This window comes from Undibacterium sp. Ji42W (assembly GCF_049340405.1).
Classification (GTDB): Bacteria; Pseudomonadota; Gammaproteobacteria; order Burkholderiales; family Burkholderiaceae_D; genus Undibacterium.
Genome location: NZ_JBMPOV010000003.1, coordinates 173,984 through 199,717, shown reverse-complemented (window position 1 = coordinate 199,717; position 25,734 = coordinate 173,984). Strand labels below are relative to the sequence as shown.

17 protein-coding genes are annotated in these 25,734 nt (G+C 53.1%); 8 read left to right on the top strand and 9 right to left on the bottom strand.

Annotated features, from left to right (window positions below):
- The first annotated feature begins 54 nt into the window (after window positions 1-54).
- Together ACO0LG_RS07120 and waaA are read left to right on the top strand one after the other, a co-directional pair.
- A complete protein-coding gene (locus ACO0LG_RS07120; protein ID WP_423024743.1) occupies window positions 55-957 on the top strand; it encodes a DMT family transporter in 903 nt (300 codons plus the stop codon).
- 3 nt (window positions 958-960) lie between these two features.
- Entirely contained in the window at window positions 961-2,244 is a 1,284-nt protein-coding gene (gene waaA / locus ACO0LG_RS07115; protein ID WP_423024741.1) for a lipid IV(A) 3-deoxy-D-manno-octulosonic acid transferase, read from the top strand.
- Here waaA and ACO0LG_RS07110 read toward each other — a convergent pair.
- Window positions 2,239-7,473 carry a two-component regulator propeller domain-containing protein gene (locus ACO0LG_RS07110; protein WP_423024739.1) on the bottom strand — a complete coding sequence of 1,745 codons (5,235 nt, stop codon included), beginning with the start codon at window positions 7,471-7,473 and terminating at the stop codon, window positions 2,239-2,241. The two genes, waaA and ACO0LG_RS07110, sit on opposite strands and share 6 nt — an antisense overlap.
- A gap of 734 nt (window positions 7,474-8,207) precedes the next feature.
- Between ACO0LG_RS07110 and ACO0LG_RS07105 the strand changes: the two genes are divergently transcribed.
- Window positions 8,208-10,694, top strand: a complete 2,487-nt coding sequence (locus ACO0LG_RS07105; RefSeq protein WP_423024737.1) for an adenosylcobalamin-dependent ribonucleoside-diphosphate reductase — start codon at window positions 8,208-8,210, stop codon at window positions 10,692-10,694.
- An 86-nt stretch (window positions 10,695-10,780) separates the two neighbouring features.
- Here ACO0LG_RS07105 and ACO0LG_RS07100 read toward each other — a convergent pair whose 3' ends face one another.
- The 3 genes from ACO0LG_RS07100 to ACO0LG_RS07090 form a co-directional block, all read right to left on the bottom strand.
- Complete coding sequence (locus ACO0LG_RS07100) at window positions 10,781-11,110, bottom strand: hypothetical protein (protein ID WP_423024735.1); 330 nt, start codon at window positions 11,108-11,110, stop codon at window positions 10,781-10,783.
- Window positions 11,111-11,125: 15 nt separating this feature from the next.
- Window positions 11,126-12,784 (bottom strand): tyrosinase family protein, encoded by a 1,659-nt coding sequence (locus tag ACO0LG_RS07095; RefSeq protein ID WP_423024733.1) that lies wholly within the window; start codon window positions 12,782-12,784, stop codon window positions 11,126-11,128.
- 158 nt (window positions 12,785-12,942) lie between these two features.
- Entirely contained in the window at window positions 12,943-15,027 is a 2,085-nt protein-coding gene (locus ACO0LG_RS07090; RefSeq protein ID WP_423024731.1) for a multicopper oxidase family protein, read from the bottom strand.
- A gap of 613 nt (window positions 15,028-15,640) precedes the next feature.
- Here ACO0LG_RS07090 and ACO0LG_RS07085 point away from each other — a divergent pair.
- Entirely contained in the window at window positions 15,641-16,030 is a 390-nt protein-coding gene (locus tag ACO0LG_RS07085; protein ID WP_423024729.1) for a tautomerase family protein, read from the top strand.
- A 72-nt stretch (window positions 16,031-16,102) separates the two neighbouring features.
- Entirely contained in the window at window positions 16,103-16,576 is a 474-nt protein-coding gene (locus ACO0LG_RS07080) for a MarR family winged helix-turn-helix transcriptional regulator (RefSeq protein ID WP_423024727.1), read from the top strand.
- A 19-nt stretch (window positions 16,577-16,595) separates the two neighbouring features.
- Here the strand turns inward: ACO0LG_RS07080 and ACO0LG_RS07075 are convergent, their stop codons facing one another.
- Window positions 16,596-17,711, bottom strand: coding sequence for a catalase family protein (locus tag ACO0LG_RS07075; RefSeq protein ID WP_423024725.1), 1,116 nt, complete (start codon window positions 17,709-17,711; stop codon window positions 16,596-16,598).
- 246 nt (window positions 17,712-17,957) lie between these two features.
- On the opposite strand from ACO0LG_RS07075, the gene ACO0LG_RS07070 reads away from it, so the two are divergent.
- Window positions 17,958-18,482 (top strand): hypothetical protein, encoded by a 525-nt coding sequence (locus ACO0LG_RS07070; protein ID WP_423024723.1) that lies wholly within the window; start codon window positions 17,958-17,960, stop codon window positions 18,480-18,482.
- A gap of 146 nt (window positions 18,483-18,628) precedes the next feature.
- Here ACO0LG_RS07070 and ACO0LG_RS07065 read toward each other — a convergent pair whose 3' ends face one another.
- The 4 genes from ACO0LG_RS07065 to msrB form a co-directional block, all read right to left on the bottom strand.
- Window positions 18,629-20,071, bottom strand: coding sequence for a coniferyl aldehyde dehydrogenase (locus ACO0LG_RS07065; RefSeq protein WP_423024721.1), 1,443 nt, complete (start codon window positions 20,069-20,071; stop codon window positions 18,629-18,631).
- 166 nt (window positions 20,072-20,237) lie between these two features.
- Window positions 20,238-20,945 (bottom strand): peptide-methionine (S)-S-oxide reductase MsrA, encoded by a 708-nt coding sequence (gene msrA / locus ACO0LG_RS07060; protein WP_423024719.1) that lies wholly within the window; start codon window positions 20,943-20,945, stop codon window positions 20,238-20,240.
- Between the two features lie 24 nt (window positions 20,946-20,969).
- Complete coding sequence (locus tag ACO0LG_RS07055) at window positions 20,970-22,850, bottom strand: cytochrome c biogenesis protein DipZ (RefSeq protein WP_423024717.1); 1,881 nt, start codon at window positions 22,848-22,850, stop codon at window positions 20,970-20,972.
- 40 nt (window positions 22,851-22,890) lie between these two features.
- Window positions 22,891-23,367, bottom strand: a complete 477-nt coding sequence (gene msrB, locus ACO0LG_RS07050; RefSeq protein ID WP_423024715.1) for a peptide-methionine (R)-S-oxide reductase MsrB — start codon at window positions 23,365-23,367, stop codon at window positions 22,891-22,893.
- 150 nt (window positions 23,368-23,517) lie between these two features.
- On the opposite strand from msrB, the gene ACO0LG_RS07045 reads away from it, so the two are divergent.
- On the top strand, window positions 23,518-24,234 hold the full coding sequence (locus tag ACO0LG_RS07045; RefSeq protein WP_423024713.1) for a winged helix-turn-helix domain-containing protein: 717 nt from the start codon (window positions 23,518-23,520) through the stop codon (window positions 24,232-24,234).
- Entirely contained in the window at window positions 24,231-25,727 is a 1,497-nt protein-coding gene (locus tag ACO0LG_RS07040; RefSeq protein WP_423024711.1) for a HAMP domain-containing sensor histidine kinase, read from the top strand. Before ACO0LG_RS07045 ends, ACO0LG_RS07040 begins: the two co-directional genes overlap by 4 nt.
- The last annotated feature ends 7 nt before the right edge of the window (window positions 25,728-25,734 follow it).

Genomic DNA, 25,734 nt, shown 5'->3' with positions numbered 1-25,734 from the left:
TGAGTACCGTTTTCAGGTATATTCCCTCCTCTTCGCCCACACTCCCCAAGCTTGATGTCTGCTCATCGTAAAAATCTTGATGGTTTTGCCATTTCCCTGATGCTAGTACTGTGCCTGTGCTGGGGATTGCAGCAGGTGGCCGTTAAACTGGCGGCACCTGTGATTGGAGCCAGTATGCAACTGGGTGTGCGGTCCGGACTGGCGGCGGCGCTGGTGTTGCTGCTGATATTCATCAAAAAGATTCCATTTTCTCTGCGTGACAAACATTTCATGCCCGGTATTGCGGCGGGTGTTTTGTTCGCTGTCGAATTTTTATGCATATCGCTGGGGCTGAAATACACCACGGCCTCGCATATGTCAGTGTTCTTATATACAGCCCCTATTTTTACCGTGCTGGGCTTGCACTGGCTGATCCCGGCTGAGCGTTTGCAATCGACACAATGGCTGGGCATATTGTCGGCCTTTGCGGGCGTGGCAATCGCCTTCTCCGGGGCCTTCAGTAGCAGCCAGCGTGATGTGGCAGATATGCTCATCGGTGACAGCTTTGGCGTTGCGGCAGCGGTGTTGTGGGCAGCAACGACGATTACCATACGCAAATCCAGCCTGTCTGAGGCAGAACCAACGACCACGCTGTTTTACCAACTGGCGGTGGGGGCGGTGATCTTGCTGGCTTTTGTAATCCTGCGTGGCGAAAGCCTGCCCGCGCAATGGGATATGACCAGCATCATCAGCCTGGTTTTCCAGACGGTGGTGATTGCCTTTGCCAGTTACCTGACCTGGTTCTGGTTGATGCGGCGTTACCTGGCTTCGCGTCTTTCTGTCTTTTCTTTCCTGACACCCTTGTTCGGCGTGGCCGCTGGTGTCATTCTTATGCACGATCCCATTAGCCCGCGTTTTGCGCTGGGTGCAGTACTGGTGTGTGGTGGTATTGTATTGGTGAATTTCCGTCGGACATAAAGCATGCGTTTTCTTTACTCCCTGGTGTGGGGTCTGTCCCTGCCGTTTGCCCTGTTCCGCCTCTGGTGGCGTGGCCGCCTTGAGCCTGGCTATCGCCAGCATATAGGCGAGCGCCTGGGGGTTTATCCAGCAAATACTGCTGCCAATGTGCCGACGATCTGGGTACATGCCGTATCTGCCGGTGAAACCCGTGCGGCAGAACCGCTGATACGTGCCCTGCTGGCGCGCTGCCCTGAGCACCGTATATTGCTGACACATATGACCGCCACTGGGCGTGAGACGGGAAGCAAGCTGTTTGCCGATGTGGGCCCACGTATGCAACAGGCGTTTTTACCATATGACATCAACTGGATGATCGTGCGCTTCTTGCGGCATTTCTCGCCACAACTATGCATCTTGATAGAGACTGAAGTCTGGCCCAACCTGATCGCCCAGTGTGAGGCAAAGACTATACCGGTGACGCTGGTGAATGCCCGTTTGTCAGAGAAGTCCTTGCGCAAGGCACAGCGCCTGGCTTCGCTGATATTGCCGGCAGCGCGTGCTATCAGCAGTGTGGCAGCGCAGTCGAATCCTGATGCCTTGCGCCTGCATGAGCTGGGCATAGAGCAGCCGGGTGTCACTGGCAATATGAAGTTTGATGTGACACCACCTCCATTGATGGGTGAACGCGGTGCGGCCCTGCGCCGCAGCTTTGGTGACCGTCAGGTGATTTTGTGCGCCAGCACCCGCGATGGTGAAGAAGAACTGATACTGCAAGCCTTTGTGGAGCAAGTGCCTTTACTGCAAACCAACCCGCTGCTGATCATCACGCCACGCCACCCGCAACGCTTTGACCATGTTGCCAGCCTGCTGGAATCACACGGCATCAAATACCTGCGCCGCTCCAGCCTGAACCATGAAGAAATCGCCACGATAGGTAAAGACATACAGGTCGTGCTCGGCGACAGCATGGGCGAGATGTATATGTACTATGCGACCTGCGATATTGCCTTCGTCGGCGGCAGCCTGGTACCGCTGGGCGGCCATAACCTGATCGAAGCCTGCGCCATGGGCAAGCCTGTGTTGACGGGTACGCATACCTTTAATTTTTCTGAAATCACTGACCAGGCGATTGCCAGCGGTGCGGCCTTCCGTGTTGACGGTGCACTAAGCCTGTTCCGTCAGGCCCATGCCCTGCTGGCTGACAAGCCAAAATGCCAGCGCATGGGTGAGGCAGCCTACTCTTTCTTCCTGCAGCATCAGGGCGCAACTGCCCGTACCATGCAGATGCTGGAAAAGTATCTATGATGCGGTACTGCCGACAGGACTGACATCGTCGAGTATCTGCAAGGCAGTTTCAAAATCAAACACTTGCAGCGAGCGCACGAATTCTTCAGTTTGCGCCCCCAATACCTGGCGCATGCTGGGCTGGTGGGTATTGAAATAATCAAGTGCTTCACTGTCTGACTCTTCAAGATATTGGCGCAGCGTGGCAAACAAGTCAGCAATTTCTGCGGCATCAGTGGTATCTGGGCCCCGCCCTTTCAGCACTGCTTCCTTGCCTGCCTGTTCTTGCAAAGCCTGCTTCAGGGCATTGATGAGCTCAGCGCTGGCGGTAGTAAATTTTTGTAGCAGCGCCTCATTCTCGTCAGAATTTTCTATGGCCAGTTCGAGCTCAGTGGATACGACGGCCAGTGCAGTCGCACCGATATTGCCAGCTGCGCCACGCATGGTGTGGGCTTCGCGCTCTGCCGTGCCACGATCACCATGCTCTAAAGCCTGCCTGATCTTGTCGGGAGTAGCTGCCGCACTCTCAACAAAGATTTGCAGCAGGCGCAGGTAGAGGTCGAGATTCTGGCTGCAACGGCGCAGGGCAGGGGCAACATCGACACCAGGGATAGTCAGGTCGTGGACAGGGGTTTCGGTCTTGGCTGGCTCTGCGTTCGTGGCGGGTGCGGCAACAACTGCCGCTGCCGTTGCGGCAGGTGCTGATGCTAAGTCTTCAGCCTGATAACCTGGCATACGTTGACCACACCAACGGGCGAGAGTAGCAAAGAAACTGTCAGGGTCTATCGGCTTGGCGATATGGTCATTCATGCCCGTATCAAGGCAGCGTTGTCGCTCTTCATTCATGGCGTGGGCAGTCATGGCAATGATGGGCAAGTCCAGCCATTCGGGGTAAGAGCGGATGATGGTAGTAGCGGCATAGCCATCCATCTCCGGCATTTGCAAGTCCATGAGCACGATGTCATACGGATTGCCCTGGTTCAGCTTGTCGATGGCGATGCGGCCATTGTCGGCCACGTCAACGATCATGCCTGCCTCAGTCATCAGTTCGGCAGCGATTTGCTGGTTGATATGATTGTCTTCGACCAGCAGGATGCGCATGCCTTCAAAGCGGCAGTCGCTATGCATCTCGACTGTGGTACTGTCAGGTGCCTCGCGCGTTGCCGCAGTGATACGCAGTAATACCTCCAGCAAACCAGCCATGCCTATCGGTTTGGACAGATAAGCAAGCGGTGCATAAGTTCTGGCCTGCATGGTGGTTTCATCAAAATTCATGGTGGTCAGCATGATGACCTGAGGTGCTTCGCTGCCCATGCCGGTGGCGATGGCATTCATGGTGGCGGCACCATCCATGTCGGGCATGTGGGCATCAAGCAATAGCAAATCATATGGCTGAGCATGTACCCTGGCTTCGCTCAGCATGTGCAGGGCCAGCTTGCCGCTGTTGGCGGCGTTCACTGTCAAGCCAAGTTGCTGGCCGAGCTTTTGCAGATGCAGGCGGGCGACATCATGGTCATCCACGACCAGCAGTTTCAGGCTTTGCACCTGTTCAGGCAATATGGTTTGCGGGGCTGGAGTGGCAAACGCGAACCAGCAGGTGAAATGGAAACTGCTGCCTCTACCTACCTGGCTTTCGACCCAGATCGTGCCACCCATGAGTTCAACCAGGTGCCTGGAAATAGTCAGGCCCAGCCCGGTGCCACCATATTTGCGGGTAGTGGAACTGTCAGCCTGGGTAAAGGCCTGGAACAGGTGTTCCTGCTGCTCTTCTGTCATGCCGACGCCGGTATCCTGCACGCTGAATTGCAGTTGCACCTTGTCGATTTCTGCCTGCACCTGCTTGACCAGGATGATGACAGAACCCTGGTCAGTAAATTTGATGGCATTATTGACCAGGTTGGTAATGATCTGGCCCAGACGCAAGGGGTCGCCGTGCATGCTGTGTGGGACATGGGTGTCGATATCAAATACCAGCTCTATGTCTTTCTCTGCGACATTGTGGGCAACAATGGTGGCAACATCGTCAATGACATCAGCCAGCACAAATTCTGCCGATTCAATATCGAGCTTGCCTGCTTCTATCTTGGAAAAATCCAGGATGTCATTGACCACGCCGAGCAGCGAGGTGCCGGCGCTGTGGATCTTGTCGATGTAGTCACGCTGCTTGATGCTCAGGCGGGTTTTCTTGGCCAGGTGCGAGAGGCCGATGATGGCATTCATCGGTGTGCGTATCTCATGGCTCATATTCGCCAGGAAATAAGACTTGGCAACGGTAGCCTGCTCAGCCTGCTCCTTGGCTTCGCGCAGTTCATCTTTTTGCAGATAGGTTTCGGTTTCATCTATCCAGAAACCATTCCATATCCAGTCACCATTGACGCGCTTGGGATTCACGGTTTGCGAACGCAGCCAGCGCACCTTGCCATCCACCAGTACGCGCTGGTGGAAATTGCTGTAGGTGCGGTTATCGACAGCCCGGTTCAGGCTGGTCTCGGCGGCATCACGGTCTTCTGCCAGCGTAGTGCGCCAGCGGGCGTCCTTGTTGGCCAGCAGTTCTGCTGCGGGTACACCCAAAACATTGATGACGTTTTCGCTGACGTAAGCATATTCTCTTTGTCCGTCTGGTCTTTCACGGTATTGATAAACCGAGAGCGGCAAGACGTCGGTAAGGTCGGTCAGTCGCTTGCGTTCACGGTCGGCCTCTGCCGTTCTTTGCCTGACCAGTTCTTCCAGTTGGCTTTGCTGGTCAGAGAAACGGCTGACACGCCAGCGATAGACCAGGAAAATCAGTCCTAGCAGGATAAGGCTAACAATGATCCTGAACCACCATTCCATCCAGAATGGTGGCGTGATGGTGATCAGCAGGCTGGCGCCTTCATTCCACTCCCCATCCTTGGTGGCTGCACGGGTCCTGAATATATATTCACCAGCCCCCAGATTGGTATAGTTGGCTGCACGGTGGGCACCGTCTATCTGCACCCAGTCCTGGTCAAAACCATCGAGCTTGTAGGCATAGCGATAATGCAGTGGATCGGAATAATTCAATGCAGCAAATTCGATTGATACAACACTGTGTTTGTAAGACAGGGTGATGGACCTGGCATCAGAAATATTGCCATCCATCTTCACGCCTTCAGGCAATTTGCCGCCACGCACAGACTGGTTGAAAATCAAAAAATCAGTCATCGTCGTGACAGGCTCGGTATTGTTGTCGCGTATGGCCTTGGGATAAAACCAGGCCATGCCCTGGAAACCACCAAAGTACAGCGCGCCATCTGCATCACGGTGGCTCGCGCCTACCGTAAAAGTGCCATCGATGAGTCCATCATCGGCGGAATATTTTTTGACGGTCTTCCTGTCCGGCCCCAGTTTGTAAAGGGCACCATCGGTACTGATCCACAAATTACCGGCATCATCTTCAGCAAAGCCTGCAATCGCATCATTACCGAGCGCTCCAGCATAGCGGATGAAGCTGAGCTTGCCGTCAGCCCCCTGCACCATCTGGTTCAGGCCACTGGCAGTGCCTACCCAGATCACACCAGTCTTGTCTTCATACACCGCATACACGCGGCTATGGCTCAGGCTAGCTGGGTTGTCCGGTTCATGCTGGTGGTGCTCAAAGCGGCCCGTACTGCGATCCAGTTTATCCAGGCCACCAAAGCTGCCCACCCAGAACTGGTCGCGCCGGTCAAACAGGATAGACACGACGCGGCCATGGGAAAGGCTGTCGCTGTCCCTGGGATTGTGCATGTAGCGCTTGAACTTGCCACCCTGCATGAGGTTCAGGCCATCATCGCTGCCCACCCACAGATTGCCCGCTTTGTCATAGGCCAGGGAGTGCACGATGCTGGAACTGATGCTGTCTGCCTGCTTGGGGTCATTCTGGAAATGCTGTGCATGCCCGGTTATGGTGTCGAACAGGTTCAGGCCATCCTGGGTGCCGACCCAGAGCTTGCTTTCAGGTGCCAGTTTCAAAACCCTGATCTTGCTATTGCTGAGGCTGTTTGGCACGCTGTCGAGGTGATGATAGGCGCGCACCTGACCGCTGGCCTTGTCGAGACGGTTCAGGCCATCGCCGGTACCTATCCAGACCACGCCGTCCTTGCTGGTGATGGCGGAGACTGTGTTATTGCTAAGGGTCTTGGCTTCGCCCGGCAAATGCAGCAGGCGTTCAAACCCACCGCTGGCCAGATTGGTACGGCTGGCACCACCGAGCCAGGTGCCTACCCATAAGGTGCCGGTACGGTCTTGCAGCAGGCGCGTGACGCGGTTATCAGTCAGGCTGTGTCTGTCGCTGGCATGATGGCGGTAAGATGAGAATTTGTTGTCAGCAGCGTTCCAGCGCTTGAGACCGTCATCGGTGCCTACCCAGATCACGCCATCACGGTCTTCGAGCAAAGAAGTGACAGGACCCGGTTCCAGGTCTTCTGCGCGCCCAAAGCGGCGTTTTTGCTGACGGTCACGCGACCATAACTCAAGACCTGCCGAGGTGGCGATCCACAAGTTGCCCTGCTTGTCGCTCAGCAGCGCCTGCACATTATTGTGGCGCGGATCTGGCTTTGCGTCACTGTCGAGGTGAAAATTCTCAAAACTGGTCTTGCCGCGGTACATGACACTGACACCCGCATTGCTGCCTGCCCACAGATTGCCATCCTTATCCAGGTTCAGTGCACTGACCTGGTCACTGGCAATGCTGGCGGCATCCTTGTCGTCATGACGCATAATCTGGAAACGGGCAGTATCCGGGTCAAAATGCGCGAGACCATCGCCCGTGGCCAGCCACAGACCTGAGCTGCTGTCGCCGATGATGGCCTGTATCTGGTTACCGCCGGAGCTGCGGATATCGGCGAGGTTGCGCTGATACCTGACCATGGTCTCCGTGGCCATGTCATAGCGATGCAGGCCGCCATTGCGCGTACCCACCCATATCCGGCCCTTGTCATCCTGATGCAGGGCCCAGACCCAGTTATCGGTGAGGCTGTCTGTTCGGCTAGGGTCATGGCGGAAAAATACCACCTTGGAACCATCATAACGATGCAGGCCACCCTGGGTGCCAAACCACATGTAGCCCTGGCGGTCTTGCAACATGGATTGCACGGATTCATGCTGGAAACCCTGGTCACGTCCGACCTGTTCAAAGCGCAGGCTTTGTACACCGGCAGAGCGGGCGGGCGGGCAAAACAAAAGGAAAACCAGGCACAGCAAACTGGTGCAGGCGAACAGGAACTGAGGAAAAGTATATCGCCTAGCCAAACTGCCCTGCCTCATTATGTGCCCTTTGTTTTTATTGAATTTCTTGGATCAAGTCTTGTTCAAGTATATGTTATCCAGTCATTAAGAAATCACTGTTACCCCTGAGTTTCACAGAGTTTTTCACAGTTTGTAGGGAATTCGCTAAAAAGCGGCGAGTTTGGCTAGACTTAGTGACATCAGAGCACCATCAGGGCGTCAAGGGAACAGAAAGCTAGCCAGACAGGTAGCAAAAATACATATCTGCCTGGCAAGCCAACTGAGGAATTTTTTTATCAATAAAACCTGCACATGCCATACAGACATGATTGCCGTAAAGATAAAGTCCGGCGCAACTTCAGGCAAACTTCAGTCATTCCATACAAAAATCCCGTATCGCTCCTGCAGTTTCATCAAGCGCGAAAGTAATGTATTTTCCTGGAAAATTCCGGCTTGGTAATTTTATTATGCCTCGCTGGCAAGATTGTCTTAATCTAGATTAAGCTCAAGAAAAATTATCGCGGTGGGGTTTATAATGGAAGCCATCAGACATCAGGATGGTTGGCATTGCGATGCCTTAAATTCAATAGGGCAATACTTCGCAATACTTCTCGCAATACTTCTTTTAATAAGGACTGCGCCATCCTGCTTCCCATCTACTACCCAGGCCAAATAAGCTTGGCATCTTGCCTGTTTTCTTCAACAGGCAGGGCTTAGGACTCATCTCTGCAACAAAGTAACAAAGAAAAACTATTCATATGAATGCAAACGAAAAAATTTTAGGGTTGACAGAAATGTCTCCTCAGGAAATCTCCCTTGATGTCTTGCTGGAAAAATACGCCAAAGGTGATGAAGTCACCATCCACGACGTGCAGGCTCGCGTTGCCAAAGCACTCGCCAGCGTAGAACAGCCAGACTTCCAGGCCTATTACGAAGAAAAATTCTTGTGGGCGCAAAAGAATGGTTTCGTCCCGGCAGGCCGCATCAATTCTGCAGCTGGCATGGACTTGCACGCCACCCTCATCAATTGCTTCGTACAACCGGTAGGTGATTCTGTTTCCAGCGCTACCGATGGCAAACCCGGCATTTATACTGCATTGGCAGATGCCGCAGAAACCATGCGTCGCGGTGGTGGTGTGGGTTATGACTTTTCTACCATACGCCCCAAGGATGCCCTAGTGCGCGGTACACGTTCACGCGCCTCCGGCCCTGTATCTTTCATGCAGGTCTTCAATGCTTCCTGCTCTACCGTAGAATCTGCCGGTGCCCGTCGTGGCGCACAAATGGGTGTCTTGCGTGGTGATCATCCTGACATCCTCGAATTCATCCGTTCCAAAGACCAGGGCGGTTTGACCAACTTCAATATCTCCATCGGCGTCACTGATGAGTTCATGGAAGCGGTTGCCAAAGACACTAACTACTGTCTGGTACATAAAGCTGAACCTGGCGAAGATAAAAAGGAAGCCGGTGCCTATCAGCGTGAAGATGGCCTGTGGGTGTATCAAACCGTGCGTGCGCGTGATCTGTGGGATGAGGTCATGAAATCGACCTACGACCATGCAGAACCGGGCATCCTGTTTTTGTCACGCATGAATGCAGAAAACAATCTCTACTATTGCGAAAAGATCGAAGCCACCAATCCATGTGCAGAACAACCGCTGCCTGACTATGGTTGCTGCTGCCTGGGTTCGATCAACCTGACCCGCTTCATCAAGGGCGCATTCACTGATGCCGCGGAGTTTGACTTCTCAGCCTTTGAAGCAGTGGTGATGGTGGCGACCCGCATGCTCGACAATGTGCTCGATGCCACGGCCTGGCCTTTGCCACAGCAAAAAGCCGAAGCCATGTCCAAGCGCCGCGTGGGCCTGGGCTTCCTGGGTCTGGGTAGCAGCCTGGTCATGTTGGGCCAGCGTTATGACACTGATGCGGGCCGCGCCTTCGCACAAAAGGTATCTGAAGTCATGCGCGATGCCGCCTATCTGGCGTCAGCAGAACTGGCGAAAGAAAAAGGCCAGTTCCCATTATTCGACAGCACAAAATACCTGTCCGGCGCTTTCGCCAAACGCCTGCCCAAGAATGTGCGCAATGCGATTTCCAAACAAGGTTTGCGCAATTCCCATTTGTTGTCCATCGCCCCTACCGGTACCATCACCCTGGCCTTTGCCGATAATGCATCGAATGGTATTGAACCCGCATTCTCCTGGGTATATAACCGCAAGAAACGCATGGCAGTTGGTGATGCCAAAGTCTATGAAGTGGCTGATCATGCATGGCGTTTGTACCGCCATCAGGGCAATGATGTTTCAGACGACAGCAAGCTGCCAAAACAGTTTGTCACCGCCCTCAATATGTCAGCCAGCGACCACATGAAGATGTTGCAGGTCGTGCAGCCCTATATTGATTCTGCGATTTCCAAAACTGTTAACGTTCCGGCAGATTATCCTTACGAAGACTTCCAGAACCTGTACATGGATGCCTGGCGCGCTGGCCTCAAGGGTCTGGCAACTTACCGCCCAAATAGTATACTCGGCAGCGTATTGTCCGTCGCCACAGAATCAGCACCAGAAGTCAATCAAATACCTGACGATGACCTGCTGCGCAAACAATTCGATGGCCGCCCATTCGGTGACCTCGAATCTGTGACCTCCAAAGTGCAGTACATGACGTATGAAGGCAAAAAGACCGTTTACCTGACAGTCAGCTTCATCCACATAGATGGCATGGTTGGTGGCGAGCGCGTGACTATTGAGCGGCCGTTTGAATTCTTCATGCCTGCAGGCCAAAAGAATGATGGCCAGCAATGGATATCCGCCAGCATGCGCTTGCTGTCGATGGCAGCACGCTCAGGCGGTTCGATTGCCAAGGCACTGGCAGACATGCGGGAAGTGGTGTGGGACAAGGGTACAGTACGCTGCGGCATGATCACCAAGGACGATGGCTCACAAGCACCGTTATTCCATGAATCCGAAGTCGCCGCCATCGGTTACTCGCTGCAACGCATATTGATGAAACGCGGTTTCCTCGATGCGTCCGGTAACCAGATCCCTATCACCGTACTGGCAGAAAAGTTCAAGCAAAGAACCCACCACTACGGCATGGACGACCTGGCTTATGAAGGCGAAACCGCACCAATCAGTTACATCCCCACTGGCAAAAAATGTCCTGATTGCGGTGCACATGCATTGCAAAAAATAGATGGCTGCAGCCGTTGTGTTTCTTGTGGCTATGTCGGGGCTTGCGGTTAATTTTTACTGGCCTCATTGAGCTTATTGAGCTAAAACCTGACCGGATTTATGGATGACCTCATAAATACGGTCAGATGGTCAAAGAGTCAGGGATGCATGCCTTCTTTTACCCATTGATCATATAAATCGATTTTCACCTGATCCATGCGTCTGTCCTGGCCGCCTGGTGGCATGGGGTGTGAGGCTTTGACGGGCTTGCCTTTGTCGGGACCGTCTTTTACCAGCAGGGGTGGCGCGCCAACTGCCTCGTCATAGCCATGGATTGCCACCTGCACCTGATAATAAAAGCGTTTTACACATTCATAGTCGTCAAGCTCAAGGTTGGCAGTGCCTTGTGTATCACCTAGCACTACCCTTTTCATGCAAGCAGTGTAGCGGGCAAAAATTGGTTTGATATCACTGTTAAACGAAACCATCATGCACTCCTGATTTTATTTGCTGTAATTGATGACGGGGGCGCTGAAGGCAAATTTGCCCGATGGATTATCGCGTGAGCTGATGCCCAGCGTGACTGTCCACTCCTGCCCGTCCTTGCCACCAAGGCGCAGGTTGTTGATATCCTTGCTGATATCCTGCGTCAATCGCAAAGGTACACTGCTGCCAGTGTCATCATGATGGTGGTGATGCCCGGACAAGGCCCAGTAGCTGGCGCTCAGGACCAGATAACGCATGCGGAAATCTTTATTGCCGACATCAGCAGCGACATCTTGCGGATGAAAATAAACATCCACCTGGTAACTATAATCATCACTACCTGCGTCGCGCACGATGTCGATCAGGGCTTTGCTGCCATCCAGTGACTGGATTTTGACCTTGCCCTGGACTATCGCATTCGGGCGCGCTACCGGGCCATGTGCGCCGTAGCTCATCAATTCGCTGAACAGGCTTTGCGGGTTGTCGCCCAGGGTGGCACCTGGCATATTATGCTTGGCAACGATGGCATCAATCTGGCTTTTTGGAACAAACTCGCCAAAGGCACCAGCCTGATAGGCAAACCCCTGTTTTTTGGTATCGTAATACAGCTCTGCCCGCCCCATGTTTTTGCTGTAATTGCTGAAGGGTTCACGCTTTTTGCCACTACCTTCTTCAAAGCCGACCGGCAATTGCAGGCGCGCATCCTGTTCGCCGCGCATGAACCAGTTGCCGCCTGTGATGGTCTCGCTGCCGTGTTCTTCTATCCATTTTTCCAGGGCATAGTCAATGAAGGCATGGAAAGAATAAAACAGGGGATCAAGCCCGGCAGTAGCGGGATTACGCAAGTATCCATGCACATACTCATCGTGCATGGTGTCATGGATTTGCGATTCAAACGAGCCCGAGTTACCAGCACCACCCAGAGAATAACCACCAAAGGATTGCCAGTCCTGCTTGTAGATCAGGTAGCCCATCAGATAAGGCGAAGTGTAGCTGGGCATGGCAGGTTTGCTGCCTGCGGGATTTTGCAGCCTGTGCTTGAACCACAATGGCGATGCGGCATCTTCAAAGGCTTTGGGGTAACGGCTGCCTGTGGGCGGCTTGGTGAAGTTCCAGTACGGGACGGTAACGTTTTTCGTACTCGGGCCAGACAAGCCTTCCGGGTCAGCATCCTGCAAGGCTTTTTCATAGAAATAAAACTCGGCCCTGTGCCATTGGAAAAAAGTGTCTTTCCTGTGTTCACACATGCCTGGATTTTCATAGATGACGTTGCCTGCGCCTTTCACCTGGGTCTCGAAGCTGCAGGTATTGAAGGGATTGGCCATCGTATCATTGATGTCATTACCCATATTTAATTGCCCGTTGATGACTTCATACAATTGCTTGTTGTCGCCACTACCGAGCGCATATTGCCGCTTGTCATTCACCGCAACAGACGTGCAATTGTGGACCCAGGCCTGCCATAAAAAACCTGTCCTGTCATAAATATTCTTTGCACTTTTGACTTTCATCATTTTCACTGCATGTTCGAAGGCGGCCAGTTCTTCTGCACTGAGTTCATCAATGTTTTTGCGATATTTCACTTCCCGTGGAGCTGCAATTTGCGCGCAGGCATTGATGCTGAAGCAGCTTGCAAGCAGCAAACCAGCCAGCAAGCGATATGTTGAGACATTCATTTTGTACCCTTTAACTCTTGTTGCCCAGGCCTGGCTGGCAGATGCAGCAGTGTGGCTGCCGGATTACCGGTTTGCAGCCACACTGTGTATTCAGGAAGTTTGCTTACTACCGAAAATATGGATCAGTGCGTAAATCCATGCATGGATCAATACGTGAATCAATGTGAACCATGCGCCCCATGCCCACCGACAGAGGCACCGCCATTACCATCCGGCAGCACGACCTTGACGTTTTGCATCATGCCCTGGTCTTCGTGATCGAGGATATGGCAATGCAAGACATATTCACCGATATAGCGTTGATAGCGGGTACGGGTTTTGACGGTATAACCTGGTGTCGCCATGATGGTGTCTTTCCAGACTCCCTGCAAACCAGCGTATTGCCCGATTGTCTTTGCTGTCGTATCTGTCAGTGCGCTGACATCAACACCATTCTTATCAGTGATGCTGATAATCTGGTAGGGATTGACGTGGATGTGGAAAGGATGCTGTATCGGTGCTTCACCTGTATCAGTTGGGTTGTAAGACTTGATATGCCATTCCTGTACCTGGCCCAAGATCAGGGTCTGATGAACTTCAGACGGTACATAGGGTGCACCATTGACGTCAAAGATAGTCTTGCCATTACGCTGATCGATACCCAGCACCAGGTCGACCGGCTTTTGCGGATCGGTAAGTTCGGATTCGGGTATCGCTTTATGCGGTACAAATTTGGTCAGTTTCAGGCCATCTTTCAAATCCCTGATGATGGTATCGCGCACACTTTTTGACAACAGGCCAGCGGCACGTACCAGTTCTTTGGTGACGAATTGCGTTTGATCGCCGCTGGTCTTATTGCCAGTAGCATGGATTACCGTGATCACTTTCGCATTGTTCGGCAAGGCTGAGATAAAGTCAGGTGCGCCTGAATCGCTATAGACGCAATAATCGCCTTTTTCTGGCAAGCTGAACAAGATATCGCTGCGATAACCGGGTTGCAAGGTGTTGGTGACCTTGGCGAATGCGCTGGGGCGGGTCAGGCCATCGGTTGCGACTTCAAACTGCAATACGTCGATGCCATTACAGGCATTTTTAACTTCAGCTTGCAGGGCCTCGGGTGTGGCGGCAGTTGGAGTCAGCTTGCTGACGTCATTGATTTTGCGGATGCGCAAAACGATGGATTCACGTACACCTGCGTCTATCAAACGCCAGCGATACAGTTTGCCCGCTTCCATCATCAGAGGCTTGGCAGGATTACGTGCAAAGCCGTTGATCAAGGTATGGCGGCCAGATTTATTCCAGGAACCGGGGGCGAATTGTGCTTTGAAATCCTGCACTACACCAATGTCACCTTTCTTGCACAGCCAAGTGCCATCAGGATTGGTCTGTATCACGTCTATTTCTTTGCCCGGCTCTTTGGGGTCAGGTCCCTTGATGAAGCAGGCATAGGGAATCTGCTGCATCAGCATTACTTCACTATAGTTGCCAGAAGCGGGCTTGAAAGGATTGAGCAAGGTATCAAGATCACCATTGCTGAGCACAGTAGGCTGCCTGTCGCCTTTGACGATCAGCGCACCGGCCATGCCACTGCCTACCTGCACCGCAGTAGAACCATGCACATGCGGGTGATACCAGAAAGTGCCCGCCGGGTGATCCGCCGGTACATTGTATTCATATTCAAAATTGACCTTGGGCTTGATCGCCAGCAGCACATTGTCGCTATTGCCCGATGGTGAAATCCATAAGCCATGTGAATGCAGATTGGTGGTGTTGTAGCAATGCGGTGTATTGATATTGTCTTTTGCAACCAGCTCACAACCCGGTTCCTTGTCGAGGCGGTTACTGAGATCAAAGCGCACCGTTTGCCCGGGTTTCATGACTACCGTAGGAGCAACAAAGTCGGGCCGCAGCAGATTAGGGGCACCAGAAACATTACGGCCATAAGAACGCAAGGACACCTGGTCATATTCGCCTGTCGAGGGATTATAGATAAATCCCGATGTCATTTGTATCGGCAGGAAATAACGGATTTCACGACCCGATCTTTCCACCATCTTGCGCTGCTCGCCACTCAGCAGATTGGCAGCGGGCTTGATCAGGTCTGCCGCTATATCCTTGTCATCAATCTGGCTGGCCAGTGGCGGTGCCTGAGGCGCTTCTTTGGCTTTGGCATCCTGTGCCAGCGCAGCGTGACAGAACAGGCTGGCCCCGGTCACGGTGGCGACACCAGCCAGGCGGCGCATTTGCTTTAATTGTGTGTGCATAAGATGCTCTTGAATTTGATTGATGGAAAGGAAGTTGAGGATGACTCTTGCAAGCAGCTCACTATGTAGGAGCTTTGATTCTTTTTATGAAGCAATATTGCCAAACCGAATTATCTGCATCTGGAAAACATAGTTTCGCTACATAAACATTCATTTTGGTCATTATTTTTTGCCAACCCAAGTTTATAAAACCACCATCTAACTTGCAACAACGTTAAGCTGTCAAAGCACAAAATCGTTGTTTTTTCGATAAATTTTTCAATTTGTTTCAAATTTTTGTTTTAACTGTGCCTAATCCAGCTTCCAGGATTGTTTTCAAGGTGATGTCGCTCCTGTCAATCAGGTGTGAATGTCTTCATGGTATTTCTGTTGGCAAGTTTTCCAGTGCAGCAACGAGACCACGCACAGCCAGGCTTTCTTGACAAATGCTGGCATATGCAATTAAATATAAATATTGGCATATGCAAGTATTTTCAGAAATACTGGTGCCAATGATTCACTCTGCTCCCTGGCCTGTGACTGGCCTGTAACTGGCCTGTGACTTGCCCTATTTTGCCAGTGACCTTAACAACAGCCTGTCTTGGCCTTTACTTACGAAACCAGGAGATACCCGATGCCTTATTTGCAGCTGGACGTCAACGACAGCTATCCTGCCGACCTCAAAAAGACCCTTGCCAGACAGATGGCGACCACCTATGCCGAGCTCATGACGGTCGATATACGCCGCATCAGCATCGCCATCCGCGAACTTGGCGAGGGAGGTGTCTGGAGAATGGTGGATGGCGAGCCTGTTGCCGTTGCTGTACTGATGTGTGACATCCGCAAGGGGCGCACGCCAGAACTTCGCATGGAGGTCGCCAAGGCGCTATGTGCTGATTGCATCGCGATCCTCGGCCTGCGCGAAGACCGGCTGAATGTCGAGTTTACCCAGCATACAGGAGATGAGATGTATCACCCTACACTGGGTGGTTTCAGCCCTGAATGGTCTGAGAATGAAACATAGACCTGCTGAACCGACTGGAAACGGCGTGATGAATAAACCAAATAAACCAAATAAACCATATAGAGGCAGGACTTGACTCAACAAAGCGCCAAAGACCCGCTTGTTTGCAATGGTGCTGCGCTACGCAAGGCCAGCCGCCGAGTTACCCAGCTATATGATGCCGTTCTCGCTCCATGCGGGCTGACTATTTCCCAGCGCTCAGTGCTCGTACATGTGCAGCGTGCGGCATCACCGACGATGTCGGAACTTGCCCATGCGATGGTACTTGACCGCTCGGCGCTTGCGCACAACCTGAAGCCTTTGGAACGTGACGGCTATCTCGTACAAACCAGAGACGCCAAAGACGGGCGAAGCAAACGCGTCGCCCTGACGCCAACCGGTGCAGAAAAATTGAATGAAGCAAATCTGTTATGGCGAAAAGCACAGGCGCGCTTTGAAAAAACCTATGGCCCTGAGCGGGCAAAAGCCCTGCGTTTTGCGTTGGCGGATATTTTTACCGACGAATTTGCAGAAGCTTTTCTCCAAGACCAGGCATTTATTTCCTGACCCACATTTATTTACTGAATTATTCAGGAAAGTTATCCAGATTTCCTGGCTCTTTCATTTGCAGTCCATTATGCGCCGCCCGAAATTTCGACGACATGTCATAGGCCGCCTTGCGAGCCCGCATGATGGAACCGATAGGTCGGTGGGCAGCAATGCCGTGCCAGGGATTGAAAGACATATTGTCATCCACTGCTTTTGAGCGAGACTCACTCCATGCCAGTTGCGGCTGCACGATAATACGCGCGACTGGCAGATAAGGGCTGAGGTCTTCTGGCCAGGCGACGGATGCATCCTCCACCGGCATGCTGGCAAGATCGGTACACAGTTGCACACGTACTTCCCACTCAGCAATATTGTCCTTAAAAAAATCGATGACTGCATCGCGCAAACCATTGGGTTTACCATTGACGTTGAGCTCTGTACCGGCAAGCTCAGTCAGATTGGCCGAGACAGGGGCGATACAGATTTTTGCCATATAAGGGCCAAACAGCACCGGTGTCTTGCTAAAGAAAGTCTCACCAAGAATATGTGTCTCAGGATGACCACCCATGCTGATGATGGTCGCACTTTCACCACCAAAGGCTTCAATTACTTTTTCTGTGCCACGCAAGACAGCGGACAAGGCTTTCTTGAGACCAGGGGCTTTATTGGTCGTGGGTGCAAGCAGCTTCAAGGCATTTGAAAAATCCCTGGCACCCGCGGCAGAAAAACCGGGGCCGCCATTGACGAAGACAAAATCCTGGGTGACATCCCCTGCACTTCCATCCAGACGTTCCCCTTCTACACCGACCACTTTGACAGCCATGCCGCGTGGTGTCGATACACTGTCATCCAGCATATCGCCTGGTACGGTGGACAGACGCATGACGATGGCATAACTGCGCGGTACAGCAAATATGCCCTGCGCCAGTATCTGTGGCAAATTATCCAGTACCTGCATTTCACCGCGCAACAGGCCGTGGCTTTTTGCATGCACGCTACGTGTTGCATGACCAGAGTCGTTGAACGTGACTTCAGAAATGTGCTTTAGCGACTGCAGTAATTCTGTAATGATCTCTGCCTCGCCTTCTTCCGGCACCTCAAAAGAAGGCTGGTAAATCAATGGGTGTAATGTGTTACTGGTTTGTATGCTCATGGCATATCCTTAAACAAATGGGGCAAAGAATCCTGATTGCTATCATGCTAATGACAAGATCATTCCCCGCGAGTAGGAATGTGGGAATCTTTTCTGTAGGCGGACATGCTGACAGGAACTAAAGCGTTCAAACAAGTGAGGAAGGTTTAAAGCAGCTGAAGGAACGGCAGCCAATCTTCAAGAATATGGTATTGTCTTGGCAACTCGTGACGCACAGGATTTTATTCCCTTATCAAAAGGAGTCTTATGAAATTGTCCCGCTCTCTCATTGCTGCTGCATCACTGGCAGTATTCAGCGTGACGCCAGCCTTGCTGGCACATGCCAAGACACCGCAGCAACTCAGTGCAAAAATTGATGGGAAGTTATTCGAGAGCGATGATGATGGCATTACCTATCTGATACCGACCAAGGGTGTACTGAATCTGATCGCTTCGACCAAAGGTGCATCTGCTTACCCTCCACCCAAGACACTGACAGACCGCCTGAGTATTATCTGCAGGGATTTTGAGGGCAAGCCGGTCAAGTATCAGGCCAAGGATTTTAGTAATAGCGGCTGCGAAGTCAAATTCATCAAGGGTGAAAGCAAGAAACCCTTTGGCGAACCGGTGGCTGAATACATTGTGCGTGATGGCAAGAACATGCTGGAGATTACTGCGGTCAATGGCAAGGTCATCGAAGGCAAGTTTTCTTTTGAGCTGAGGGATACAAAGACCAAGGCAGTGCTAACGATCACTGAGGGTACGTTCAAGGCGGAAGACCGGCAGTTATAATCCGGTATTTATAGTATTTATCGTAGTATTTATAGCGCTTGTTGAAACTGATCAGGCGCATATCGAACATGATGCACTTAAGCAGTGCCCTGCGGCACTGCTTAAGCTGTTCATAAAATTATTCAAGCAAGACATCCTTGACGATATCAGGCTATTGCCTTCAGTAACTTCAGCATGCGGGCAAATGTTTTTCCATACGGTGGATAAAGCAGGCTGATGCCATTCAGCTTGCTTTGGTAAAACACTGGCTTTTCCTTGCTCAGGCCGCGGAAGCCCCATTCTCCATGGTAGGCCCCCATGCCACTGGCACCAACGCCGCCAAAGGGTTGCGATTCCTGGCTCAGATGCCACAGGCAATCATTGACAGTCACGCCACCAGACACGGTTTGTTCCAGTACCTGGTCCCGGCTATCATTGTCGGTGCCATACCAGTACAGGGCCAGCGGGCGCTCCCGGTTGTTAATGAATTCTATCGCCTCTTTGACGTCGCCCTGATAGGTAACGATGGGCAGCAAGGGGCCAAAAATTTCTTCCTGCATGATGCGCATGTCTGGCGTGGCATGCAAGACCAGCACAGGTGCCTGTTTGCGTGCGGCTGTCATGCCTGCGGACTGGGCGGTGCTGGTGAGTGGCAGCAATTGCGCGCCCTGCTCTACAGCGTCATTCAACAAACCTTGCAGGCGCTGGTAATGATGGTCATTGATGATGGCGGTGTAGTCTGGGTTGTCTTCGAGCACGGGATACATCTTGCCCGTAGCGGCCACCAGCGCTGCCACCAGTTCATCGCGCTTGTCTGCCGGCACCAGCACATAATCCGGTGCCACGCAGGTCTGGCCGGCATTGAGCAATTTGCCAAAAGCCAGGCTGGCCGCGGCAGTTTTGAGGTTGGCGCTGGCATCCACAATCGCCGGGGATTTGCCACCCAGTTCCAGCGTTACCGGCGTCAGGTTTTTGGCCGCAGCAACTGCCACATGCCTGCCGACTGTGGTTGAACCAGTGAACACCAGGTGGTCGAAACGCAGTTCAGAAAATGCTTTGGCCACGTCTGCGCCGCCAGTGACGACCACCATTTCATCTTCAGAAAAATAATCAGCAACCAGTTTGGCCAGCAGCGCTGAATAATGTGGTGTCAGCTCTGATGGTTTGAGCATGACGCGGTTGCCTGCAGCAAAGGCAGCAATGGCTGGCCCCAGCGCAAGTTGATGCGGATAATTCCAGGGCGAGATAATGCCGACGACGCCAAGGGGCTGGCTCAGTAATCTGTTCTTTGCGGGCAGGTATTGCAAGGCAGTGGCAGAGCGCCGTGGTTTCATCCAGCCAGCAAGGTGGCGTCTGGTGTGCTTGATGGACGAAACGATGAGCGATAAATCTGCCAGTTCAGTTTCATGTGCAGAGCGATGTCCAAAATCCTTGCTGATCGCCTGATTGATCTCTGCACCATGTTGCACGGTTATTTTTTCGAGGCGATCCAGCCAGTCCAGTCGCTGTTGCAAATCAGGATAAGGCTGGGTGCGGTAGGCAGCACGCAAACGCTTGAGCGTTGCTTCCAGGGTTTGGGCGATGACTTCGGGTGCCAGATTCATTTCCATACCAGTCTCCTGAACATAAGCATTAATGCAATTTTTGCCATTATGCGTCAGATTTCAAGCAGATCAAGGTATAAATGTATGAGGAACCTTTGATATCAAAAATAGACATGAAAACCGGCTAGTATCAGGTGACCAATACCTGACCGGTTTTTTTAATACTACCTACTCAAATGCCTTTACGAACAAGCACTGGATCTGGTCGGTATACAGCTGGTATGACACGCTTGAGGTTCTCGACTTTGGGCAAGTCATTGATGGCGATATAGGGCTCGTTAGGATGTAGCGTCAGGTAATTTTGATGATAGCCTTCTGCCGGGAAAAAGCCTGTGTCTGCTTCCAGGGTAGTCGCCAGTTTGCTACGGAAAGCGCGCGAGGCATTCAGTTGGGTGATGTATTTTTCAGCCACATCGCGTTGCGTTGGCGTGGCTGGGAAAATCGCGGAACGGTATTGCGTGCCACTATCCGGCCCCTGTCGGTTCAACTGAGTTGGGTCATGTGCAACAGAAAAGAATATCTGCAACAGTTTGCCGTAACTGATCTGGGTAGGATCATAGGTCACCTGCACTGCTTCTGCATGACCAGTTGCACCAGAACCTACCAATTCATAATGCGCAGTGGCTGCCTTGCCACCTGCATAGCCGGAGACTGCATTGGTGACACCGCGTACATGCTGGAAAACGCCCTGCACACCCCAGAAGCAGCCACCGGCAAACACTGCTGTCTCCGTTTTTGCACTGCCTGCTGGTACATCCACCACTGGCGCGGCAATGACGACTGCTGCTTCGCCAGCACGCACCTGTCCATTGAAAACCAGTGCTGCGGCGACACCACCTATGCCCAGTACCAGGGCTGTGAAACTGTTTGCTATTTTCATGTCGTACTCCTTGTAGAAGGAAAATCAACCAAAAGTGAAGGCGTAGGCTTCCACGCCAGGATCAAGAAACTCTATGCTGAAAGTGTGCTCAGCGACTTTGCCGGATTGTCGCACCAGTTGGTACAGGCGCTGGCCAGTCACCGTACCAGTACCGTCTGCAGCGATGTCGCTGCCATGGGCAGCACCAGGCGCAGCGCCGTCGATAGTGACGCGGAAACGCACAGGTTTGCCGTCTTTACCTGGCCCCAGCACCAGATGCAGGTCGCGGGCCTGGAAGCGGTAAGTGATACGCCCGCCCTTTTGCGTCAGGGCGGCATGTTCTTCCTGCACCTTCCAGTTACCTGCCAGACCCCATTGATTCAGGGCCAGTTGTGCTGGGAGGCTGTAATCCACATTGCGGTTTTGCTGCACGCCACCAGTTGACACAAAGTTTTGCACGCGGCTGTAACCAAGATAGGTCTCTGGCGATTTGACCTGGCTATCGTCCGCCGCCATTTGTGCACCAGCCGCCCCCGTCTCGATGACGACATCAGTGGCGACATTTTTCTGGCCTGCTTCTTCCAGCAATTGCTGTATCACCTGCTCAGATTGCACATAGTCACCTTCACCAAAATGATGGTGGCGGATGCGGCCAGTGGCATCGATGAAATAATGCGCAGGCCAGTACTTGTTGCCAAAAGCACGCCAGATTGCATAGTTGTTGTCGATGGCAACCGGGTAGCTGATACCCAGGTCGTGCACGGCCTTGCTGACATTGGCAGGGTCACGCTCGAACGCAAATTCAGGCGCATGCACACCAATCACGACCAGGCCCTGGTCACGGTATTTCTTGGCCCATGCCTGCACATACGGCAGGCTGCGCAGACAGTTGATGCAAGAGTAGGTCCAGAAATCGACGAGCACGACCTTGCCTTTGAGCTCTTGCGCAGTCAGTGGTTTGGAATTGAGCCACTGTGTTGCACCATCCAACGCTGGCATGACCCCTTCTTCTGGTAAAGTGCCTGCTGTAGCTGCATTGCTACCATGCGCAGACATCATGGCATTCGATGGTGCCATGGTGTTGGATGCCATTTGCTTGTTCGATGCCATCATGGCATTGGAAGCCATCATCGCATTCGAGGCCATCATTGCTCCCTGCTGCGGGGCAGTCTGTGCTGGTACAGGATTGGCTTGTACATCTGGTGAATTTGACGCATAGCGGTCTATCAATTGCTGTTCCAGTCCTGAAGTAGCAACAGTGGACAAACGTGTCAACAAGCCAGTATCCAGGCCCAGCGCAATCGCAGCAACACCGGCTATCATGGCGGCGCCCAGGATACGGCGTATCCATTCACCAGCACCCAGCGAGCGTTTCATCGCGGCAAATACCTTGCCACCTATCAGCAAAGCAACTGCAAGTGAAGTCGCGGCACCAGCAGCGTAAGCAAGCAGCAGGAAAGTTGTCTGTGCACTGGCACCATTGAGGGCTGCACCAGTAAGCAGCAGACCCAGCACAGGACCGGCGCAAGGTGCCCATAACAGGCCGGTTGCCACGCCTAGCAAGAGTGATGATCCAACGCCACCACCATCCGCCTGCGCGGAATTGGAAAGACGATCACCCGCAGCCACCAGTGGCTTGGTCAGCTTGTCAGCCAGATGCGGGAACAACAATGTCAGACCAAAGAAAGCCAGCAAGGCCATCGCCAGCCAGCGGCCATACTGGTTAGTCTGCAACACCCAGTTACCGCCCACCGCAGCCAGCGTGGCCACGGCAGCAAAGGTCAGCGCCATGCCCACCAGCAGGGGCAAGCCACTGCGGCGGAATGGCTGGCCGGTGCGGGCAAAGACAAAAGGCAGCACCGGCAAGATGCAGGGGCTGAGTATGGTCAGCACGCCACCAAGATAAGAAATAAATATCAACAACATGTTTGCTTTCTGTATGCCGCTCAGGCTCAATCAGGCTTAATTACGCTTTACCCGGTGTGAATGTCATCGCTACGCCATTCATGCAATAACGCAGGCCGGTAGGGCGTGGGCCATCATCAAATACATGGCCGAGATGACCACCGCAACGGCGGCATTGCACTTCAGTACGCAGCATGCCAAAGGTGGTGTCGGTTACATTGCTGACGGCACGTTCCAGTGGCGCATAAAAACTGGGCCAGCCAGTCCCGCTGTCAAACTTGGTTTTTGATGAAAACAGCGGCAACTGACAACCAGCGCAACTGAACTGACCGCTACGGTGTTCATCGTTGAGCGGGCTGCTAAAGGCACGCTCAGTGGCACCACGGCGTAAGACCTCGTATTGCATGCCGGTCAGCAGGCGACGCCATTCGGCATCGGTACGCTGAAGTTCAAACGCATTACCAGCAGGGGCGGCTGACAACATGCGGCTCATGGCCAGCATGCTGCCAGCCAGTAGAAATTGACGTCGGTTTTGCATATATCCTCCTTGGTGTGTACAGCATCTGTGCCATGGTTCTTATTGTGCGCCTCAATCGCTGTCCAAGTCTTCACGTAAAGTTAAACGATTTGTGATACTTTTTACCCGTAAATCCTGCACAATGACAACATTCGGTCGGCGGGGAAAAGCGTGGATACAGCAAAAAATATACTGATTGTGGAAGATGACATGCCCATCGCCGAGCTGCTGCTCCTGCACATGAAGGACGAGGGTTATCAGGTTACGCATTGCGCTGATGGCAGACAGGGTCTCGCACAATTGCGTGCTGGCAACTGGGACGCCCTCATCCTCGACATCATGCTGCCCGGCGTCGATGGGCTGGAAATTTGCCGCCAGGCGCGCGCGATGGAAACCTATGTTCCGATTATCATCATCAGCGCCCGTTCCAGCGAAGTGCACCGCATCCTGGGTCTCGAACTGGGAGCAGACGATTACCTGGCCAAACCCTTCTCGGTGCTGGAGCTGGTGGCCCGCGTCAAAGCCATGCTACGGCGTGCCGATGCGATGGACAAGAGCCGCCGCACCGAGGCCGGTGATGTCGCCATAGATGGCGTGGCCTTGTCACCAGTGACACGCATTGCCTCTGCCGATGGTAAGCTGCTGGACCTGACACCGCGTGAATTTGACTTGCTCTATTTTTTTGTGCGCCACCCCGGCCAGGTCTATTCACGCCTGGCTTTGCTCAACAAGGTCTGGGGTTATGAGCATGAGGGTTATGAACATACCGTCAATACCCACATCAACCGCCTGCGCGCCAAGATAGAAACCAATCCGGCAGAACCGCAGCGCATATTGACGGTATGGGGCAAAGGCTACCGCTATGCATTGCCGGGAGAGGCGACGTGAAGCTGACGCTGTCCCAGCGTTTGTCGCTGGTATTTTCTGTGTTGTTGCTGGCCAGTTGCGGTGTCTCTGCCTGGTTGCAGATACGCGCCAATGACATGCGCGAGATGGAAGTGGTGCAGGGCCTGTCACGCGGGCTGGCGCGCAGTATCGCTGTCAATGCACAATTGACGGGCACAGAAGATATGGGACCGGATTCTGTACGCCGCCTGTTTGACCAGTTAATGACCGTCAACCCCAGTGTAGAAGTCTATCTGCTTGATGAGACCGGCAAGATCATCGGCAATGCGGCACCACCTGGCCGCCTGAAGCGCCAGCAGGTTGATCTGGCACCCATACGTAAATTCCTGGATGGCCGCATGTTGCCCATACTCGGGGACGACCCGCGCAGCCCCGACGGACGCAAGGTATTCAGCGCGGCGGCATTGCGCAGTAACAGGCCTGAGGTGCACTACATCTACGTTATTTTGCAAGGCGAAGAGCATGACCGCTATGCCAACCATGCAGGTATCAATGCCGTACTGCGTGTCACTCTGTTATCCATGGCACTGGTGGCCTTGCTGACACTGGTGGCGGGCTGGGCCGCGCTGCGCTGGGTTACCCGACCTTTGCACAAGCTGGCAGACACCATGCGTCGTTTTGATACCCAGGCTGAACAGCCGGTCGTACCTCCACCGTTAGTACAGGCTGCTAACCAGCGTGATGAAATTGCGGTGCTGGAAACCAGCTTCGGGCAAATGGCGGCGCGCATCAATGAGCAATGGCATACATTGAAACAAATGGACCATGACAGGCGCGAAGTAGTTGCCAACATATCGCATGACCTGCGCACGCCGCTGACATCCATCCACGGTTACCTGGAAACCCTGGCCGCCAGAGATGCGACGCTGGATGCGGCGGAGCGCCAGCGCTATCTAGCGATTGCGCTGGGCCAGAGCCGCAAGGTCGGTCGGCTGGCGCAGGCACTGTTTGATCTGGCACGTCTTGAGCATGGCGGCGTAGCACCTGAACCGGAAGCCTTCATGTTGAATGACCTGATACAGGACGTGTTCCAGAAGTTTGAGCTGCTGGCGCAAACCGGCCAGGTCAGGCTGGAAGCAGAACTGGATGGTAATACCATGGTCATGGCCGACCTGGGCATGATAGAGCGGGTGCTGACCAACCTGATCGACAATGCCATACGCCATACACCGGCGGGCGGCGCGGTGACTGTGGCGGTAGCAAAACGCTTGCAGGCAGTGGAAATCTGCATACGTGACAGCGGCCCAGGGATACCCACCGCATTGCTGGACAAACTGTTCAAGCGACCATTTGCACTCAGTGGTGAAGGGCACGGTGGCGGTGGGCTGGGCTTGCTGATCGTACACCGCATATTGCAACTGCATCACAGCAACATAGAATTGCGTAGTGGTGTTGGCGCAGACAGCAGTGCAAGCAATGCGGGCGCTTGTTTTTGCTTTGAATTGCCGTTGGCAGCAAACCCAGGTGGAGCCTGACTGATTT